This is a genomic window from Aeromonas popoffii (assembly GCF_037818705.1).
GTDB classification, from domain to species: Bacteria; Pseudomonadota; Gammaproteobacteria; order Enterobacterales; family Aeromonadaceae; genus Aeromonas; species Aeromonas popoffii.
In genome coordinates this window covers 3,049,119-3,068,024 of the sequence record NZ_CP149129.1, presented here as the reverse complement: position 1 = coordinate 3,068,024, position 18,906 = coordinate 3,049,119, and the positions used below count along the sequence as shown (strand labels likewise).

The window sequence follows — 18,906 nt, the reverse complement described above, 5'->3', positions numbered from 1 at the left end:
TCATGGCTTGGCTCCCATATCATGCTGGCCAGGGTCCATGCCTTCCATCTCATCCTTTGCCTGCACCGGAGCGTGGCCGCTGGCCGGGGCCTTCTCCTGATGGATGGTGGTGATGAGGTACTCATCCTCCTCCTGCATCACCTGCAGATGGAGGGTTTGCCCTTGGGCGAGCCGAGCAATGTCCACTCCATCCGCCACGGTGAACTCCATCTCCATGGCGGGCCACTGCCACTCGGGAATGGGCTGGTGGGCCACCATCAGGGTGCGGTTGGCCAGGTCGATGCTCTGTACAGTCCCTTGCGTCCACACCTGCGCCGGGCGCACCGCCGTCATGCGCTGGAAGTCCGAGTCGATGGCCGATTCCGAATCGAGCAGGAACTGGGCCGAGCGGACTATGCTGTCGCCCGCTTCCACCCCCGCCTTGATGGCCACCCTGTCGCCAAACTGGGGGCCGAGGGTGACGGCCACCGACTTGAAGTTGCCATCCCCCAGCGCCAGCACCAGCCTGTCCTGACTGCCGGTGCGGATCACCGCTTCGCTCGGCACCACCAACTGTGGTGCGCCGTTGCCAGTGCGGATGGCCACCTTGGCGAACATATTGGGTTTCAAGAACTCATCCGGGTTGTCAAAGCGCAGCCGCACCTTGAGGGTGCGGGTGGCAGCATCCAGGGTCGGATAGAGGTAATCCACCCGGCCCTCCCAGCGGCGGCCGGGGGCGTAATCCAGGGTCATGGTGACCGGATCCCCCACCTTCAGCTGGGCCGCCTGCCGTTCGAACACCTCGGCACTGACCCACACCTGCTGCAGGGTACTGATGTTGAACAGCGCCGCGGCGGGCTCCACATACTGCCCCTCGCGCACGTTGAGCTCCGAGACATAGCCGCTGCTGGGGGCATAGATGGCAATGGTGTCGCGCACCTGACGGCTGCGCTTGAGGGCGGCAATCTGATCCGCTGGTACCTGCAGGGACCTGAGCTTGCCCTCGGCGGCGCGCAGCAGCAGCGGGTTGCTGGTATTGAGCGCCATCAGGTACTCATGCTGGGCGTTGACCAGCTCCGGGGCGTAGATCTCGTAGAGTAGGGTTCCTTTGGCAACATTCTGCCCTTCGCTCTTGATGGCGAGGGTGCGGATCCAGCCTGCCATGCGGGTGTTGATCGCCTCCAGCCTGTCTTCGTCATAGCCGACGTAACCCACCGTCTCGATCTGCTGGTGGATGGGCAGCCTCTCCACCTTGGCCAGCCGCACCCCCAGGTTCTGCTGGATCTGGGGGCTGATGGTGACGGTGCCTGGCGATCCACCCTGTTTTTCCTCATAGACGGGGATAAAGTCCATCCCCATGTTGTCCTTGGCGGGGGCATCACGCTTGTCGCGGGGATCCATGGGGTTGACCCAATAGATCGGCGTCTGCTTTTTGGCGGTGGCACCGTCGGTTGTCTGTTTGGCTACCCAGTAGCCGCCACCGGCCCCGAGGGCGAGCAGCAGGGCAGAGAGAAGCAGTTTTTGGCTCATCGCACACCGCCTGTCTGCGGGAGGCGGATGGCACTTGATTCGGCGCAGTGCTGGGCACTGTGTCCGGGAATACGGGCAGATGACATCATATGTCTTCTCTTCTGTCAGGCCGCCGGGCTGCCGTGGTGACATGTGCCTCATGCTGTTATCACGGCAGCGCACACGGGCAGGGGCGGTAAACGGGGCGTTGCTGACGAGTCAGCGGACGCACGGCTCCCTGTTGTGACTGGCAGGGCCAGTCGTGAAAGGGTCAGGCAAGGGGGGCGCAGGCGGCAAGATGAGCCTTGCCGCGAGCACGCGAGAGAAGCGCTTTCTAATGGTGCAGCACCGACAGCATCAGATGTCGGCGTGGCCAGGAGGGAGGGTGAGTACCGCGAGATCGCAGAAAGGGATCCCGCAGCCAGTGATCGAACAGATGGCTGGCGCCCCCCAGATGGGGCAGCAGCAACAGGGGGAGAGCGAGCAGGGTCAGTAGCACGGCCAGCAGTGGCAGGCCGGTCCCTGTTGGCGAGGTGAGGCCGCCGTGCATCTGGCACTCCCCCTGGCTCATGGCATTGCCCTGCTCTCCATCATCGGATGCCATTGTGTGGCAGGCGAGCCCCTGCATCGCGGTTGCGCTCATGGTTGCGTTGTCGCTGTCGGCCGCCATGGCGGAGGAGATGACATCGATCCCGTGCCAGCTGATGCAGAGGGTGAGATTGCAAACAAGCATGAGCGCCAGCAACAGCCGGGCAATGCGCTCAGTGGGCAATCTTGATGACAGCATGGACATGTCCTGATAATGAATGGGGTCACTGTAAACCTTACCTTCATAGTAAGGTCAAGGTGAGAGCAAGCCAGTCGGCGCGGTTGTGATCCCGCCTGCGGTGTGCCTGAGGAGGGGGGCGCAGATGGAGGTGCAAAGAGGGGCGACAGATGAGCCGTGTATGCCTAGAAAAGCCCCCGCATCGGCGGGGGCTGGTTAGTTTCACTGTTTCTTCTGGGGGGCAGGGTCGCGGGGGCGCTTCGATCGCTCCATGATGAGGCGGAAGAAGAGCGGGATAAAGAAGATGGCGATGAAGGTTGCCGCCATCATACCGCCGATCACCGGCCAGCCGAGGGCGTGGCGGCTGGCTGCACCTGCGCCACTCGAGGTGACGAGAGGAATACAGCCGAGGATAAAGGCGAGGGAGGTCATGATAATCGGGCGAAAACGCAGGCGCGCCGCCTCCAGTGCCGACTCGGCAATGCTCATGCCTTCCTCATGCTTCATCACCGCGAACTCGACGATCAGGATGGCGTTCTTGGCCGCCAGCCCCACCAGCGTCACCAGCCCGATCTGGAAGTAGACGTTGTTGGTCAGCCCGACTGCCCAGGTGGCGAACAAGGCGCCGAACAGGGCGAACGGCACGGCCGTGATCACCGCAAACGGCAGGCTCCAGCGCTCATACTGGGCGGCCAGAATGAGGAAGATCATCACGATGCCGAAGCCAAACGCCATGCCGGCACTGCCTGCAGACGCTTTCTCCTGATAGGCGGAGCCGGTCCACTCCAGTCTGGCATCGTTGCCGAGGGTGTTGTTGGCCACCTCTTCCAGTGCCGCGATAGCCTGACCCGAGCTGTAACCTGGGGCGGGCTGCGCCATGATCTTGGCTGCCGGGAACACATTGAAACGTTCAACAAACGCGGGGCCACTGGCATCACGTACTGTCACCAGGCTGCTGAGCGGGATCATCTCCCCCTTGTCAGAGCGAACATGGATGTTGCTAATATCCCCCTTTGTGGCGCGATAATCCGCTTCTGACTGAAGCTGGACCCGATAGGTACGACCGAACTGGTTGAAGTCGTTGACATAGACCTGACCGAAGGTGGCCTGCATGGTGTCGAACACCGCATTGATGGGCAGCCCCAATGCCTTGGCTTTTTCCCGATCAAGATCCAGATAGACCTGAGGGACATTGGCGCGATAGGTCGAGGTGACACTGGCAAATTCAGGCCGTTCTCTGGCTGCGGCCAAGAAATGTTCAACCTCTGTCGAGAAGGTTTTGGCATCGCTGCCGCTGCGGTTTTGCAGATACCCTTCCAGTCCCCCTGTGGTGGACATCCCCTGGATGGGCGGTGGATTGAATGAAGCCACAAAGCCATCCGCCAGCCCCATCAAGCTCATGCCTTGAAAGGTGTTCGCCAGGGAGAAGGAGTCCTGCCCTGCGCCTTTACGCTCGCTCCAGTCCTTGAGGGTGATGAAGCTCAGGCCGCTGTTGCTGATCACCGCACTGGAGAGAATATCGAAACCGGAGAAGGTAACGACATCCTTCACATTCGGGTTGGCCATGGCGATTTGGTCGAAGGTGTCAGCCAGCGCCTGGGTACGGGTCAGGGAGGCGGCGTCCGGCAGCATGATGGCAGAGATGAGGTAGCCTTGATCCTCATCCGGTACCAGTTCTCCCGGTACCTTCATCAACAGCAGATAACTGGCGATCAGCATGGTCACTATGATGCTGAAGGCCAGCGCCACCCGGCGATTCAGGAAGGCCACGCCACGCACATATCCTCTGGTGAGCTGGTCAAATCGGTGATTGAACCAGACGAAGAAACGAGCGGGTTCCCGATGTCCATCCTTGAGCAATACGGCACACAAGGCCGGTGACAAGGTCAGGGCAACGATGCTGGATATGACCACAGAGATGGCGATAGTGATGGCAAATTGTTTGTACATCACCCCTGTCATGCCGCCCATAAAGGCCACGGGGACGAACACGGCGCACAAGACCAGCGTGGTGGCGACAATGGGGCTGAATACCTCCTGCATGGCGAGGATGGCGGCTTGCGGCGCCGAGAGTTTTCGCTCTCGCATGCTGCGTTCCACGTTCTCCAGCACGACGATGGCGTCATCCACCACTATGCCTATGGTTAGCACCATACCAAACAGGGTCAGCAGGTTGATGGAGAAACCCAGCAACAACATGCCGGCAAAGGTACCGATCAAGGATACCGGCACCGCGATACAGGGGATCAGGGTGGCGCGGAAGTTTTGCAGGAACAGATAGACCACCACAAACACCAGCACCATGGCTTCAAACAGGGTGCGTACCACCTCCTTAATGGAGAGTGTTACGAACTCTGTGGTGTCATAGGGGATCTGATATTCGATATCCTGCGGAAAACGGGTTTGCAGTTGCGCCATGGTGGCGTGCACGGCATCCGCCACGGCAACCGAGTTGGCCCCCGGTTGCAGATAGGTGGCGATACCGATGGCAGGCTTGCCGTTGGCGCGAGCGACAATGTCGTAATCCTTGCCACCGAGCTCGACGCGGGCAATATCCTTGACCCTTATTTTTGCGCCATTTGGCATCGATCGGATGATGATGTTCTCGAACTCTTTCACATCCTCAAGGCGCCCTTTGGTCTGCACCGTATAGGTGAAGTCGGTGGGGGTCGTGGTGGGCTGGGCACCGATTTTGCCTGCCGAGAACTCGCTGTTCTGCTCACGAATGGCACCAATCACATCGCTCGGGGTGAGTTGCAACTGGGCAAGACGATCCGGGCGCAGCCAAATACGCATGGCATAGTCAGTGCCACCAAAGAGCATGGTATCGCCAACGCCAGGTACCCGCTTGAGCTCGTCGATGATGTTGAGCAGGGCATAGTTAGACAGGTAGGTCGTATCAAATGACTGGTTGGGTGACACCAGCGTGATGACCTGCAAGATGGCGGTCGATTTTTTCTTGACCGTTACCCCCTGCTTTTTCACCTCTTCCGGCAGTTGGGCCATGGCGGCCGAGACCCGGTTGTTGACGTTGATGGTGGCCTGATCCGGATCGGTGCCGATCTCGAAAAAGACGTTGAGGTTCATCTGGCCATTGGAGGCTGAGCCAGATTGCATATAGACCATCTGCTCAACCCCGTTGATCTGCTGCTCGAGGGGGGCGGCAACGGTTTGAGAGATAGCTTCAGGGGTTGCTCCCGGGTAAAAGGCGGTGACCGATACCACGGGGGGCGTGATTTGCGGATACTGCTCTACCGGCAGTGCGCGCATGGCGGCCAATCCTGCCAGTACGATAATGATCGATATCACACAGGAAAAGATGGGGCGCTCTATGAAGAACTTGGAAAACATTAGGCGCTCCTTACCTGGCCGCTGGCTTGTTAGCCATCTTGTCGCTGATAGCCTTCATCTCTTGGGCTGAGACAGGTTTGACTATGCTGCCGGGTTTGGCTTTCATCAGTCCCTCTACGATGTAACGTTCACCTGCATTAAGGCCGCTGTCGATCAGCACTCCTTCTGCAATGGCCGGACCGAGTCTGACCTGGCGTGGCACTACCTTGTTATCGCCATCCACCACCATCACCATGCGGTCTGCCTGAGATTGCACAATCGCTCTGGCTGGCACCACGATGGCATTTTTACGAATACCCAAGTCGATGGTGATTCTGGCAAATTGACCTGGCAGCAGTGCGCCCTGTTTATTGTCGAAAATGGCACGGGCACGGATAGTGCCGGTCTGGGGATCGATCCGATTATCAGAGAAGTTGAGCTTGCCCGTCTCGGGATAGACGGAGCCGTCAGAGAGACGGATATGGGTACGCCAGTTGGTGGTGTCTTTGGCCTCAATCAACCCGTTACGCACCGAGTTTTCAAAATTGAGGTGATCCTGCTCAGAGTATGAAAAGTTGACGTAGAGCGGATTGTACTGGGTGATGGTTGTCAGCAAGCTGCTGTCGCCGCTGGTGGAGATAAGGCTACCCTCGGACTGGGCGCTTTTGCTCGCCATGCCATCAATGGGCGCAGTGACCTGGGTGTAGCTGAGGTTGAGCGCTGCCTCCTTCACCTTGGCCTGAGCGGCCTGATGACTGGCGATGGCGGCTTCATAGTTGGCGATGGTGTCGTCATAGTCTTTGCGGCTCACCACCTGGCGTTTGAACAGGGGGATGATGCGATCGCGGTCGGCACGGGCCTTGTTGAGACGAGCCTGCTCCTGGGCAAGTATGCCTCTGGACTGCTCCAGTACCACCTTGTAGGGCTCGGGGTCGATGAGAAACAGCTCCTGGCCGGCGGTGACCGGCTGGCCTTCCACATAGGTACGCTTGAGCAGTATGCCGTTCACCCGGGAGCGTACTTCGATCTCGCGAAAACCGGCGGTTTCACCCACCATCTCGGTGGTCAGGGGCACATCGGTCGGCTTGACCTCGGCCACCACCACAGGCAGGGGTGGCAGCGCTTGGGCACCGGCGGTCCGCTCGTCACCGCAGGCGGTCAACAGGCTGACCAGTGCCAGAGCAAGACCACAACGCTTGAACATCTCTTCCCTGACGTTTTGCACTTTCATCATCACACTCCTGTTGGATGGACAGCGATCGCCGTGCACACCTTTCTTCTGAACTGACATCATCAACAGCATGGTTACAAATTTAACTCATTGGATTAATGACAATTTTTAATGATAGATCGCGAATATTGAACCCAAGCTGCTCGGGGATGCAAGTTATTAGTGCTCATGGCGGCAGAAAGGCGAGCCAGCGACAATTGGTGTCCCGGCGGTGGATACATTGACTATAAGCGTTGCGCGCGGCGGGGGGCGCTTTTTGGGTATGAGCGGGTAGCCTGTCAGGCATGCTAAACAGGAAAAGGGCGGGTAAGCGGGGACGTCAAACGTCCCCACTGTCTGCATTTATCAGGCAAAGCAGGCCCAGATGGGGGCGTGGTCCGAGGGTTTTTCGATACCGCGCAGCTCGTAGTCGATGCCGGTCTCGGTGACCGTGTCCTTGAGGGCGTCGGAGGCCATGATGAGGTCGATGCGCAGGCCGCGATTCTCGTCAAAGCCCTTGGAACGGTAGTCAAACCAGGAGAAACGCTCGCACTCTGTGGGGTTGGCGGCGCGGAAGGTGTCGGTCAGACCGAACCCTTTCAGCCGTTCCATCCATTCCCGCTCTATGGGCAGGAAGGAGCACTTGCCATCCCGCAGCCAGCGCTTGCGGTTCGCCTCGCCAATGCCGATGTCGAGATCGGTGGGGGAGATGTTCACATCCCCGATCAGCACCAGCGGGTCGTCCGGGGTGTGGTGGGTCTCCAGATAGTGCTGCAAGTCCTCGTAGAACTTCTGCTTGGCCGGGAACTTGGTCTCGTGATCCTGGCTTTCACCCTGCGGGAAGTAGCCGTTCATTACCTTGATGAGGGAGCCATCTTCACGCTCGAAGGTGGCCATGATCATGCGGCGCTGGGCATCCTCCGGATCCGTGGGGAAGCCTTTTTGCACCTCGACGGGTTTCTGCTTGCTCATGATGGCCACCCCGTAGTGGGCTTTCTGGCCGTGGAACTCCACGTGATAACCCATGGCCTCCACATCCGCCAGCGGGAAGGCCTCGTCGTGCACTTTGATCTCCTGCAGGCCGATCACATCTGGCTGGTGTTTGTCGATGATGGCTTGCAGCTGATGAAGGCGGGCGCGCAGGCCATTGATATTGAAAGAGATGATCTTCATGTCAGGGATGCTCATGTCATTTTTATAAGTCGCTATTGGACTAGGAATCGGCGGTGGATGCAAGTTCCGGGGGCGGTGCCCGGCGCAGCTCCCGAGCCGGGTATCTGACTATCGGCAACCTGCTCACGGCCTCGCAGTAAGATAGTGGACAGGTTTTTAGCGGGTCATCTTCTTGACGAACACCACCACGAACAGCGCCAGCGTGAAGCTGCCGGTGAAGGCCTCGAAGGCGGCGAAGATCCGCGACAGGCCTATGGGGGTGAAGTCCCCGTAACCCAGGGTGGTGAAGGTCACCACGCTGTAGTAGAGGCATTCGAGCAGGAAGATTGCGTTCTGCTCCAGGGGTGCGCCGGGCTGGTAGATGAGGTGGTTGCCGTTGAAGCTCAGACCGAAGAAGAAGTAGAAGATGCTACAGATGAAGATGAGCAGCAAAGAGAAGAGTACCACTCGCATGGGCGCTTCGCCGTAGCCGCAGAAGAGATCGACAATCCAGGAGGTGAAGCGCTGGGTCGACCAGCGTGGCAGTTGCAGCCGGCGCATGGTCAGCTCCTGCTGGATGTAGCGGCCGGATATGGTGAAGATGCCCTGCGCCTCCGAGGCCTTGCGCAGATCCCGGTAGGTCTCCTCGGCCTCTTTCAGCCAGATGCGGGCCTGTACCGGATCCCGCTCTTTGCGTCCGCGTCGCTCCTGCATCAGCCGTTTGCCGGTGCTGAGGTTGTCGAGTCGGGTGTTGTGCCAGCGAATGCCGAGCAGGTTGACGTCGTCGAGCTCGGCGCAGTGCAGGTTGGCGTCGCTGAGATCCGCTTTCATCAGGCTGCCGCCCTTGATACGGATACCGTAGAGGTGAGCCCCCTGCAGGTTGGCCCGATAAAAGTTGCACTGCTCCAGCAAGAAGCCCTGCGCGGCCCCTTTTTTGACCAGATTGAGGCCGGCAAGGTTGGCGCGGGCCAGTTGCAGGCCGTGGCACAGGCCGCCTTGCTGGATGTAGCGCTCCAGCTCGCGAGCGGTATGGGGATCCTGATGATTGGCGTGGGGATCGTGCCAGCGGCACAGTTCGTGCTCCCCAGCCTCCTCACTGCAGTGGCGCCCGTCCGCCACCAGATATCGACACATGGCCATCGTCTGCTTCTTCCCCTCGCCGAGTCTGTATCAGCATAGGCGAGCGGGACAGCCTGTGGGTCAGCTGAGCTGGGTAAACTCCTGACGCAGCTTGCGAAAACGATCCTGTTGCGCCGGGTTCAAAGGGATGCCGTCCAGTACCTCCAGCGTCTCCTTGCACTCGGCGCCAAACTCCGGGCTCTTGCGGTTCTTCTGCATCAGTTGCAGCAGCACCTGGATCTTGTTGAGGGCGGCACCGGTATTGGCGGGCGCCCGGCGCAGCGCCTCGCGAAAGTGGCCGAGGGCCTGCTCCAGCTCGCCGCTCTGGTAGGCTTTGATGCCCAGTTCGTTGAGCTGCTGGTAACGCTGGCGCCGCTCCAGCACCGTCTTGTCATCGCGGGTGGCCTGGATGCAGGTAGTGAGCAGCCTGTCTTCATCCTCCGCCAGCAGCGCCTGCAGGCTCTCGGCATATTCGAATTCGCCGAGCTGGTAGAGCGCGAGTATGGTTTCGCCCAGCAGGCTGGGGGGCATGGTGTCCGGCTGATCGAGCCAGTTCTGGTTGGCGCGATAGAGCATCTTCTTGCCCTTGAGCAGCTCGCCCAGCGCGATCTGCACCCTGGCCTGGCAGATCTGCTCGAACACCGGGTAGTTGAACTCCGACATCATCAGCGAATCGCGAATGCGCGACAGCGCCGAGTTCACCTGCTTTTGCAAATTGGCGATGTGGTAGATGTCGTTGCTGTTGAGGGCATACAGGGTCAGCGCCTGGATATAAGCCCCCAGATAGTGAGGGGTGCGATGGATGGAGTTGCGCGACATGTCGATGAGCGACAGCAGCACGTCCTTGGCCTGGGCATAGTCGTGGCGCAGCAGACATACCTCCGCCAGCCGGCGGGAGAGCTGCACCGACTGGGGGGATATGTCCACCGCGCGTTTGAGCTCCTGCTGGGCCTGCTCGGCATTGCCGAGCGCCAGCTGGGACTCCGCCAGCCAGAGGTGTGCCTCCACCATCAGCGGGGTGTTTCTGAGGGTCGCCTGCAGGTGGCTCACGGCCTCTTCGTTGAGCCCCAGGGTATGGCACGCCTTGCCCAGTGTCAGCCGGGCCCAGCTGTTCTCCTGGCCGGCCAGCAGCTGGCGCATCAGGCTGCGGGCCTCCTTGGCCTGCCCCAGTTTGAGCTGGGTATCGGCCTGCAGGCAGCGGCAAAAGTTGGCAAAGCGTGGCACGGCATCGGCCCGCTCGGCGCAGGCGGCCAGCAGGGTGGACAGATCGTCCTGGGCGAGGGCGCGGAACACGCTCTCCAGTGCCAGGCGACGGGCGAGGGCGCGTTTGAGGCGAAACGAGAACTGCTCCTGAGAGAAGGGCTTCATCAGGTATTCATCGGGTTCGGCCTCCAGCGCGCTCAACACCATGGCGCGGGAGCTGTCGCCGCTCACCATGATAACCACGCTCTGGGGGGGGATGAGCGTCTGATCCCGCAGGCTCTCCAGCAGTTGGCGCCCGTTCTCGCCGCCCCCCAGTTCATAATCGAGCAGGTAGATGTCAAAGGTCTCTTTCTGACAGCGACGCCTGGCCTCCTCGGCCGAGTTGACATAGGTGATGCGATTGATGCCGATGTTGATCAGCATCGCCTTCATCATCACCTGAAAGGATCGCTGTTCGTTGACCAGCAGGATGCGCTTGGGCTTGGGCGGGGCTTTTTTTTCTGGTTCGGATTCCGGTGTCTGCATCGGTCAGGGTCAGGGCGCTACGGGCGGATAACAGAAGTGTGCCACCAAAGCGCGCAGACAGGCAATTGAACATGGAGTGGCCCCGCCGTTTTTCGGCGAAGCCCCGCCATTCATGGCCTCTTCTGCACCAGATAGGGGGCAAATTGCGGACTGTATTCGGCCCGAAAGCCCTGCTCCGTCTTGATGATGAGGTAGACCGCCAACTGGTGTGCCCTGGCAAACGCCATCGCCTGCTCGGGTCCCATCACCATGAGCGCCGTGTCGAGGGCGTCGGCCTCCAGTGCGGTCGGAGTGATCACGCTGGCGGAGACCAGCTTGTGGGTCACAGGCGCGCCCGTGGCGGGATCTATGATGTGGGAGTAGCGCTGGCCATCAAGCTCGTAATAGTTGCGATAGCTGCCAGCGGTGCTGAGCGCCATGCCGTTCGGGCTCACCACATCAGAGAAGGCACCCGGTTGATCGGAAGGCTCGACAATGGCCACCCGCCAGGGGTTGCCCTTGCCGTTGTTGCCCTTGCTGCGCACGGCGCCCGCCACTTCGATCAGGTAGTTGTGTACCCCCTTGCTCTCGAGCAGGGTAGCGATTTCGTCCGAGGCCGCGCCCTCACCCAGGGTGGAGAGATCGAGGTAGAGTGCCGGGATGGTCTTGCCGAGCAGGAAGTGATCCCCCTCTTGCGTCAGGCTCAGTTTGTTTATGCCTACCTTCAGGCGGGCTGCGTCAATTTGCCTAGCATCTGGCCGCTTGATCGGGCGTTTGTCGGGGCCGAATCCCCACAGGTTGACCAGCGGGCCCACGGTGACGTCCAGCTTGCCCTGGGTGAGGTGGCCGGCATCTATGCCTTGTTGCACTATCCTGGCCATGGCCGCTGGAATGACAGTGGGTTGCTTGCCCGTGCTCTGATTGAAGCGGGAGATGAGGGAATTCGGGTCGTAGGTGGAGATCTCCCTGTTCATCCGCGCCAGCAGGGTATCGACTTCCTGTTGCAGCGCGGGTTCTCCCCCCGGGAAGGGATCGCTCACCGTCACCACATAATAGGTACCCATTGTCTTGCCCTGAATGCGGGTGTGGGTCGGCGCAGGTTGGCAGGCGGTCAGCACCAGCACCAGGGTCAGCAAGAGGCCGCGCAGGGCCAATACCGGGGGAAACGACATAAGCAATATCTCTATCTTGAACAGGGCCTTGTGCCATGGGCCGCCAGCTTAGCGAAGCGGTTGGTGGCTGGCGAGTGGTCGGTGTGCAAAATAGCGGGAGAAAATTAAACAGGGGTGGGCCGGGAGAGAGGTTGTACGTATCCGTTCGGGGTAAGCGTCTGTGATGAATAAGGTCAATCTGGTGACCTGACCCGCAGCTTTGCGCTAAAACCATAGCCGATTGACAACATTTGAGTAGAATAAGGTCGATTTTGACAGCATCTTTGCCAGTCGCTGGCGCGAGCCTGCAGGCAATCGTGTTGCCATCTATTGCCAATCAAAGGAGAGGATGATGAAAAAGGCGATTACCCTGCTGTTTCTGAGTACCCTGGCTGCCCCGGCGCTGGCCGATGAGTGCGCGTTGGTCATCGAAGGCAATGATGCCATGCAGTACAACCTCAAAGAGATGAGCGTACCGGCGACCTGCAAAGAGGTGACCGTGACCCTCAACCATACCGGCAAGATGCCGGTGACCGCCATGGGTCACAACTGGGCACTGGCGAACACCGCCGATTATCAGGCTGTCGCGACCGCCGGCATGAGCGCCGGTGCTGACAACAGCTACCTGCCAAAAGATGATCCGCGGGTGCTGGCCCACACCAAGATGATTGGCGGCGGCGAGAGCACCAGCGTTACCTTCAAAACCGATGGCCTGGCCGGTAAAGACCTCACCTTCTTCTGTTCCTTCCCCGGCCACTTCGCCATGATGAAGGGCAGCTTCAAGATCGGTTAAACCGCGTGTCTGGGTGGTCATGAAGCAAAAAGCCGGGTTGCCGGCTTTTTTTATGATGCACAAACCTTGTATCGAACGCGCGGTGAAGACGAGCCAAGCGATTGAATAAATGGTTCATTTTGTGATCTGGCGAGGAGTGGCCGCGCCTTGATAGGGGTAAAATAGGCTGCAATCGGGCCCTGCTTGCCCAGACACTGAATGGATGTGAGTGATGAGCGCAGTCAAATGGGTGGTCAGCGGTTGCCTGATGCTGGTGTGCGCCCTGGCGCTGGCGGCAGAGCCCCCGGTCAAGAAGAGCCGCAACGGCATCTGCCACCCCCAGGGTGGCACCTACTACAGCCGCACCAAGCATTATGTTCCCTACGATACCATGCAGGCCTGTCTCGACAGCGGGGGCCGCGCCCCCAAACGTTGAGCACGACAACAGGGTCTGCACGGGTCTCTTTCTTATCGCGCTTGCAGGGTAAAGAAGGCGATGGCCGTCTTCTTCTGGCACTCCAGCCTGATGCTCTCTTCGCCGCTGACCACCAGGGTCTCGTTGATCGCCACGGCCCGATCCTGCACCGTGAGCTGACCGCTCAGCAGGTGGCAGAGGTAGGTCTTGTCCGCCTCCAGGGTGAGGGTGAGCGGGAAGGGCAGATTCAGCACCCGCACGTTGGCACTGATGCGCGAGGGATCATAGATGAGCCCCAGATCCGTCACCTCTTTTTTCAGCAGCTCGCAGTGGGTCTCGTCATCCCCGCTGAAGTGGGCCGCCTCGAAGGTGGCATAGGGGTGACCGTTGAGCACGAAGCCGGCGCCGTTGATGGGCAGCAGGATGCGCTGATAGCCGGGAAATTTGGAGAAGGGACCGGCGCCCTTGATGGGGGCCGAGCTCAACCGGTAGTCAAAGTCGAGCTTGTCCAGGGTCGCGCTGCTGGGGGCGATGAGGATCTGGGCTGTGGTGCCCTGCTTGTTCTTCCAGGGCATTTTCAGCTGGTCAGACTCTTTAATCAGGGTGATCACGATGGCGCCTCGGCAGTGGGGTGAGATAAGTGGGCAATGAGGCCAAGTGATACCATCCCCCGGGCAGGCTCACAAGGCGGCGGCTATTCGCTTTCGTCCGGTTGGCCATTATTTAGCCGCATTGGCCTGTCTGCCCACCGCCTTGCTCAATATGCAGCCACTCGACGGGGCCGGTTCGGGCGAAACCCTCAGGCTGTGATCCCTGTGCTGTAAAACGGGCGGGAGGCCGCTACACTGGCAACTCTCTTGCTGTCTGGAGGCCCCATGGCCCACAAAATCATTCTGGATACGGATCCCGGTATCGACGACGCCATGGCAATACTGTTTGCCGAGGCGCACCCCGCCATCGATCTGCTCGCCATCACCACTGTGTTTGGCAATGCCACCATAGACAACGGCACCCGTAATGCGCTCTGGCTCAAGCAGAAATACGGCATGAAGGCAGACGTGGTCCGGGGGGCCGTGGCCCCGCTGCGCCGCGAGCCGGTGGGGCCGACCACGGTCGTGCATGGCCCGGGCGGGCTGGGAGACGTGGAGGCCGGGGAGGTGACCATCACGGCGGATCCCAGACCTGCCTGGCAATATATCGTGGAGGCGGTGACGGCCGCGCCTGGCGAGATCACCCTGGTCACCATAGGGCCGCTCACCAATCTGGCGCTGGCACTGCAGGAGGCGCCTGAGATCACCACTCTGGTAAAGCAGGTGGTGGTGATGGGGGGCGCCTTTGGCGTCAACGGCCATCGTGGCAACGTGACCCCCTATGCCGAGGCCAATGTTCACGATGATCCCGATGCTGCCGACCGGGTGTTTACCGCCGATTGGCCTGTGGTGATCATCGGGCTGGACGTGACCCAGCAGAGCTTCTTCAGCAGCGCCTATCTGGATGCGCTGCGCGATGACGCGGGCGAGCCGGGTCGTTTCCTGTGGGAGGTGAGCCGTTTCTACCTGCGCTTCTATTCGGAGCGCATCGGTCTGGATGGCTGCCACGTGCACGATCCCTCCGCCATCGCCTACGTGATAGATCCGACCCTGTTTACCCTGCGGGAAGGGCCGGTGCGGGTCATCAACGAGGGGCCCGCCATCGGTCATACCCTGCAAAAATTCGATGGCAGGTCCCACCCCCACGACGGCTGGGCCGACTATCGTGCCCAGCAGGTCGGGGTAGCGGTGCGTGATGAGGCGCTGCTGGCGCTCTATCGCGAGACGCTGGTGGCCTGGGGCAAAGATTGCTGAGCAGCGCTTGGATGGCGCTCACATAACGCGGCGGCTGTGATCCCCGCCAAATAATCGGGGTCAATGGCGGCTTATACTGGCAACCATGGCGCGGTCTGGGGGGCACAAGATGGCCTGACCCGCGCGGGGATATCGAGTCGTTAGGAGGAAAATAGATGGCCTGGTTATCGTTGTTGGTCGCGGTTGCCCTGATCTGGTGGTTGATGAAGCTGGGACGGGGCGCCCTGTTCGAGATCCGGTTGCAGCCTGGCAAGGTGGTGGTCAAGCGGGGCAAGGTGTCTCCCGCATTCATTGAGCATGCCAAACAGATACTGCGCCATGAGACGGTGCGGGGTCGCATTCTGGGTCAGCGTGATGGCGACGGCGTCAAGCTGATCTTCTCCCGCTCCATCCCCGAGCCGGTGGCCCAGCGTTTTCGCAATGTCTTCCCCTATGCTGATTACCGCCAGCCAGCGGCGCCGCTGCCGGGGTCAAAACCACGCAAGGGTTGATGCCCCGCTCGCACACAGCAAACGGGCCTCCAGTGGAGGCCCGTTTTTTTATGGCAGTGGTGACACGGCGCTGGCTTATTCGTGCAGCGCGCGCTGGGCCTTGACGGTGGCCGGCTTGATGGCCACCCCTTCATTGCCCCAGGAGGCGCGCAGGGTGTTGACCAGCTCGGCCACCTGTTCGTCGTTGAGAGCCCAGCCATAACCCGGCATATGGTAGCCGATATGACCCTGCGTAATGGGCGTTTCGGCGCCGTACAGCAGCACATTGAGCAGGCTGGCGGGATCGTCGGCCAGCACAGTCTGGTTGCCCACCAACGACGGAATGACGTGGTCATTGCCCTGACCGTTGACGCCATGGCAAGTGGAGCAATACATGGCGTAGTCCGCCTTGCCGCTGGCACTGGCATAGGCACGGGCCCCTTGCTCCGCCAACGGCTCATCTTTCAGGTCGGTGAGGTAGGTGGCGATGCTGGCCAGATCGGCGTCGCTGAAGTACTGGCTGCTGTGAGTGATCACTTCTGCCATGGGACCTGCGACCGCCTGATGCTGACTGCGACCGGTTTTCAGCAGATCGATCAGCGCCTGCTTGTCGTAGCGGCTGCCGCGAATGTCGGGGGCATACCAGCCATCCAGGGTGGCGCCGCTCAGATAGAGGGGATCTGCCTCGGTCAGCGCTTTCTCCTGCATGCCGAGCCCGCGCGGGGTGTGGCAACTGCCGCAGTGACCGGCCCCCTGCACCAGATAGGCGCCGCGATTCCACTGCTCGCTCTTGCCCGCCACCGGGGTGAAGCGGCTGTCATAGTGATAGATCCAGTTCCAGCCCATCAGCGGCCAGCGCATGTTAAGGGGCCAGGGGATGTCGCTCTCCTTGTTGGCGATGGCCAGCGGCTGCACCTCCTTCATCAGATGGTGATAGAGATCTTCGAGGTCTTTATCGCTCATCTTGGCGTAGGCGGTGTAGGGCATGGCCGGGTAGAGCCGATGCCCGTCGCGGGCCACCCCTTCGCGCATCACCTTGATGAACTCCGACAGGCTGTAGTTGCCGATACCGTGGCGCTTGTCGGGGGTGATATTGGTGGCAAATACGGTGCCGATGGGGGTCGGGAACCCTTTGCCGCCCGCCAGCGGCTTGCTGGTCTCGCTGGTGTGACAGGCGGCGCAATCCCCGAGCTTGGCCACGTATTCACCCGCCGACATAGCAGGCGCTGCGTGAGCGGCAAGGGCGGGCAGGGCCAGCAGCAGGGCGCTGGCCGTCAGTGACAGGGCGCGGCTCATTGGGCACCTCCCTTGCTGATGGCCACCAGCTCGTTGACGGCGCGCCACGCTTCGTCGATGGCGGCGTGGGCGTAGGGGCTCCAGCCTGCATCGGAGTTGGCGATGGTGATGTTGCCGATCGGCTGGCGACCCAGCTCAATCCATTTTTCGCACTGTGCTTCGTCATCAAACAGGGTGTTGGTGACATAGGAGTAGCCGTGAGACCAGCGGTTGACCGTGATGGCGAGGATATCCTGCTCATGGTTGAAACCGGCGCTGCCCAGCATCCCCTGTAGCTGTTCGCGGATCATCTGTTCATGCTGCTCGAACGGCATACCGAGGATCATGGCGCGCCCCTTGCGGGACTGTTCGCGGGCCGAGAGACCGCTGCCCGGCAGGGTCGGCACATAGACCATGTGCAGGCACATGGGCTGATCCGGGCTCTTGGGATGCTCGTAGCCACCCATGCTGACCGGATAGTCGAGTTTGACCCGGCTGTAGGGGGCGGCGGGGGAGTAGACCTCGTGTACCCCCAGCTTGACGAAGGCGTGCCAGTTCTTGATCACCACCTTGGTGTAGACCAGTGGCGCCTTGGCATTCTGGCGCAGCGCCTCTTTCTGGGGCTCCGGCATCTCGGGCACCATGTAGGGGATCATCATGTTGTAGCCGGCCATGACGGACTGCTTGGTCCGCACCCGATGCAGTTTCCCCTCTTTGATATAGGTGACATCCACCGCCAGCTTGCCGTCGGCGAGGCGCACGTTTTTGGCCTGCAGCGCCGTGCTGCCAAGGCGCAGCTGCACCTTGTGCTCAGGCAGGTCGAGTTTGCTGTAGTCAAACTTGGCCAGCACCACATCCTGCATGGTGTGACCCGGCGCCACCTGCGGGATCAGCTTGCGCACCATCAGGCGGGTGAGACCGGCGTTGCCGTCCGGGAAGTGGAAGATGTAAGGATCGTCCAGCTCTGCCTGCTCCTCGGCATCGAGAGGAGTGAGATCCAGCCCGTCGAAGCCCGGCAAGGCGCAGAGGCGCGCATCGGCGCAGGCGGTGGCGTCGATGCCGACCGCCTGGAAGTCGTTGGTGCGCTGCTGGAAGTAGGTGATCGCCCGCTCGCTGAGGCCCACTTTATCGCGCAGGAAACTGGTGTAGCTGTTGCGTGTCACCCAGAGGTCTTTCTCTTCGCGGGTCATGCCGCTCAGGTAATCGATCTTCGATTCGTGCAGCGCCAGCAGGGCGGCCTTGTCGGCATCATCGAGGGGGAAGTCACCGATAAACTCTGCCAGCGGACGGCCATTCAGGCGATCGCGGGGGATGTCGTCCGCCACGTTGTGGCCCGGATCCCCGTTCACTATCTTGTTGACGCCAAAGTGCTGCTCGTCGAAATAGACACCGCGGCTGAGCCCCAGATCCGGATAGAAGGTCTGCTGGAACCCTTTGGCCAGCTCGTCGATGTTGACCTCCAGCGCCTTGAGCAGCCCCAGCGCCACCGGGCTGTAGACGGATCGCGGCGATTGCAGGGATTCGCTGCCACCATAACCCAGCCGCAGGCCATCGGGGGTGGTGAACTCGTTGCGCTTGGCGTGACCGCCAAAGTCGTCGTGGTTGTCGAGCAGCAGGATCTTTTTATCCGCCCCGAGCAACTGCTGATAGAAGCAGGCGGCGGCCAGGCCGCTGATCCCGGCGCCGACGATCACCAGATCCACCTCCCCCTCAAGGGGAACATTGGCGAAGTCATACTGCTTGCCGTCACGGGCGATGTTGTGGGCCGGTTCGAAAGAGCCCGGGTGGTTGCCGCGCAGGCCGGTGAGGGCGGGCGGATAGGCAAGCGTCTTGTCGGCCAGCGTGTTGCCGCCTTGCGCCGCTTGCAGCAGATTGATGGGGGCGACACCGGCTGCAATCGCTATGGCTACGCCGTTGAGAAAGTCTCTGCGTGTGATACTCATGGCAATCCCTGTTGTATTAAGAGTCAAATGGGAAGTGGGATAAGGTTGAATTCGTGACTGGCTTGGTAACGAAGGGGCGCAACCTAACGCGATATCCAGATGGAGTCCATGGCTTTGATGATAACTTATTAAGCAAAATGATGAGTCTGGTGATGGATTCGGCCCCTGGCAATGCATGCAATATGCTTCTTTGCGGACGATGGCCCCATCAAATCCATGGAATTAATTAGAGTTTAATTTGATTAATTATGGCCCTGATTGAGT

16 protein-coding genes are annotated in these 18,906 nt (G+C 60.5%); 5 read left to right on the top strand and 11 right to left on the bottom strand.

Going from position 1 to position 18,906, the window contains the following annotated elements:
* The 8 genes from WJM78_RS13955 to WJM78_RS13920 form a co-directional block, all read right to left on the bottom strand.
* A complete protein-coding gene (locus WJM78_RS13955; RefSeq protein ID WP_339009946.1) occupies positions 1-1,509 on the bottom strand; it encodes an efflux RND transporter periplasmic adaptor subunit in 1,509 nt (502 codons plus the stop codon).
* Positions 1,510-1,822: 313 nt separating this feature from the next.
* Positions 1,823-2,275, bottom strand: a complete 453-nt coding sequence (locus WJM78_RS13950) for a hypothetical protein (protein WP_339009944.1) — start codon at positions 2,273-2,275, stop codon at positions 1,823-1,825.
* Between the two features lie 201 nt (positions 2,276-2,476).
* On the bottom strand, positions 2,477-5,605 hold the full coding sequence (locus tag WJM78_RS13945) for an efflux RND transporter permease subunit (RefSeq protein ID WP_275930234.1): 3,129 nt from the start codon (positions 5,603-5,605) through the stop codon (positions 2,477-2,479).
* 10 nt (positions 5,606-5,615) lie between these two features.
* Positions 5,616-6,815, bottom strand: coding sequence for an efflux RND transporter periplasmic adaptor subunit (locus tag WJM78_RS13940; RefSeq protein WP_339015869.1), 1,200 nt, complete (start codon positions 6,813-6,815; stop codon positions 5,616-5,618).
* 345 nt (positions 6,816-7,160) lie between these two features.
* Entirely contained in the window at positions 7,161-7,967 is an 807-nt protein-coding gene (xthA, locus tag WJM78_RS13935; RefSeq protein ID WP_339009939.1) for an exodeoxyribonuclease III, read from the bottom strand.
* 156 nt (positions 7,968-8,123) lie between these two features.
* A complete protein-coding gene (locus WJM78_RS13930) occupies positions 8,124-9,086 on the bottom strand; it encodes an ion channel (protein ID WP_339009938.1) in 963 nt (320 codons plus the stop codon).
* A gap of 60 nt (positions 9,087-9,146) precedes the next feature.
* A complete protein-coding gene (locus WJM78_RS13925) occupies positions 9,147-10,793 on the bottom strand; it encodes a response regulator (protein WP_339009937.1) in 1,647 nt (548 codons plus the stop codon).
* Between the two features lie 110 nt (positions 10,794-10,903).
* Positions 10,904-11,944, bottom strand: coding sequence for an FAD:protein FMN transferase (locus WJM78_RS13920; RefSeq protein WP_287147380.1), 1,041 nt, complete (start codon positions 11,942-11,944; stop codon positions 10,904-10,906).
* A gap of 331 nt (positions 11,945-12,275) precedes the next feature.
* Between WJM78_RS13920 and azu the strand changes: the two genes are divergently transcribed.
* Positions 12,276-12,716, top strand: a complete 441-nt coding sequence (gene azu, locus WJM78_RS13915; protein WP_042038461.1) for an azurin — start codon at positions 12,276-12,278, stop codon at positions 12,714-12,716.
* 211 nt (positions 12,717-12,927) lie between these two features.
* Positions 12,928-13,131, top strand: a complete 204-nt coding sequence (locus WJM78_RS13910; protein WP_108535849.1) for a hypothetical protein — start codon at positions 12,928-12,930, stop codon at positions 13,129-13,131.
* A 32-nt stretch (positions 13,132-13,163) separates the two neighbouring features.
* Here WJM78_RS13910 and WJM78_RS13905 read toward each other — a convergent pair whose 3' ends face one another.
* Positions 13,164-13,721, bottom strand: coding sequence for a HutD family protein (locus WJM78_RS13905; RefSeq protein ID WP_339009935.1), 558 nt, complete (start codon positions 13,719-13,721; stop codon positions 13,164-13,166).
* A 46-nt stretch (positions 13,722-13,767) separates the two neighbouring features.
* Between WJM78_RS13905 and WJM78_RS13900 the strand changes: the two genes are divergently transcribed.
* The 3 genes from WJM78_RS13900 (at position 13,768) to WJM78_RS13890 (ending at position 15,445) form a co-directional block, all read left to right on the top strand.
* Positions 13,768-13,920 carry a hypothetical protein gene (locus tag WJM78_RS13900; protein WP_339009934.1) on the top strand — a complete coding sequence of 51 codons (153 nt, stop codon included), beginning with the start codon at positions 13,768-13,770 and terminating at the stop codon, positions 13,918-13,920.
* 65 nt (positions 13,921-13,985) lie between these two features.
* Positions 13,986-14,954 carry a nucleoside hydrolase gene (locus WJM78_RS13895; RefSeq protein ID WP_339009933.1) on the top strand — a complete coding sequence of 323 codons (969 nt, stop codon included), beginning with the start codon at positions 13,986-13,988 and terminating at the stop codon, positions 14,952-14,954.
* Between the two features lie 155 nt (positions 14,955-15,109).
* Positions 15,110-15,445 (top strand): DUF3634 family protein, encoded by a 336-nt coding sequence (locus WJM78_RS13890; RefSeq protein ID WP_287147379.1) that lies wholly within the window; start codon positions 15,110-15,112, stop codon positions 15,443-15,445.
* A gap of 75 nt (positions 15,446-15,520) precedes the next feature.
* On the opposite strand, the gene WJM78_RS13885 is transcribed toward WJM78_RS13890, so the two are convergent.
* Together WJM78_RS13885 and WJM78_RS13880 are read right to left on the bottom strand one after the other, a co-directional pair.
* Positions 15,521-16,720 carry a cytochrome c gene (locus tag WJM78_RS13885; RefSeq protein WP_339009932.1) on the bottom strand — a complete coding sequence of 400 codons (1,200 nt, stop codon included), beginning with the start codon at positions 16,718-16,720 and terminating at the stop codon, positions 15,521-15,523.
* Complete coding sequence (locus tag WJM78_RS13880) at positions 16,717-18,642, bottom strand: FAD/NAD(P)-binding protein (protein ID WP_339009931.1); 1,926 nt, start codon at positions 18,640-18,642, stop codon at positions 16,717-16,719. Before WJM78_RS13880 ends, WJM78_RS13885 begins: the two co-directional genes overlap by 4 nt.
* Between the last annotated feature and the right edge of the window lie 264 nt (positions 18,643-18,906).

Excerpts from the sequence above, each read along its gene's own strand:
- WJM78_RS13955 (WP_339009946.1), bottom strand. The coding sequence starts at position 1,509 with ATGAGCCAAAAACTGCTTCTCTCTGCCCTGCTGCTCGCCCTCGGGGCC.
- WJM78_RS13950 (WP_339009944.1), bottom strand. The coding sequence starts at position 2,275 with ATGCTGTCATCAAGATTGCCCACTGAGCGCATTGCCCGGCTGTTGCTG.
- WJM78_RS13945 (WP_275930234.1), bottom strand. The coding sequence starts at position 5,605 with ATGTTTTCCAAGTTCTTCATAGAGCGCCCCATCTTTTCCTGTGTGATA.
- WJM78_RS13940 (WP_339015869.1), bottom strand. The coding sequence starts at position 6,815 with ATGAAAGTGCAAAACGTCAGGGAAGAGATGTTCAAGCGTTGTGGTCTT.
- xthA (WP_339009939.1), bottom strand. The coding sequence starts at position 7,967 with ATGAAGATCATCTCTTTCAATATCAATGGCCTGCGCGCCCGCCTTCAT.
- WJM78_RS13930 (WP_339009938.1), bottom strand. The coding sequence starts at position 9,086 with ATGGCCATGTGTCGATATCTGGTGGCGGACGGGCGCCACTGCAGTGAG.
- WJM78_RS13925 (WP_339009937.1), bottom strand. The coding sequence starts at position 10,793 with ATGCAGACACCGGAATCCGAACCAGAAAAAAAAGCCCCGCCCAAGCCC.
- WJM78_RS13920 (WP_287147380.1), bottom strand. The coding sequence starts at position 11,944 with ATGTCGTTTCCCCCGGTATTGGCCCTGCGCGGCCTCTTGCTGACCCTG.
- azu (WP_042038461.1), top strand. The coding sequence starts at position 12,276 with ATGAAAAAGGCGATTACCCTGCTGTTTCTGAGTACCCTGGCTGCCCCG.
- WJM78_RS13910 (WP_108535849.1), top strand. The coding sequence starts at position 12,928 with ATGAGCGCAGTCAAATGGGTGGTCAGCGGTTGCCTGATGCTGGTGTGC.
- WJM78_RS13895 (WP_339009933.1), top strand. The coding sequence starts at position 13,986 with ATGGCCCACAAAATCATTCTGGATACGGATCCCGGTATCGACGACGCC.
- WJM78_RS13890 (WP_287147379.1), top strand. The coding sequence starts at position 15,110 with ATGGCCTGGTTATCGTTGTTGGTCGCGGTTGCCCTGATCTGGTGGTTG.
- WJM78_RS13885 (WP_339009932.1), bottom strand. The coding sequence starts at position 16,720 with ATGAGCCGCGCCCTGTCACTGACGGCCAGCGCCCTGCTGCTGGCCCTG.
- WJM78_RS13880 (WP_339009931.1), bottom strand. The coding sequence starts at position 18,642 with ATGAGTATCACACGCAGAGACTTTCTCAACGGCGTAGCCATAGCGATT.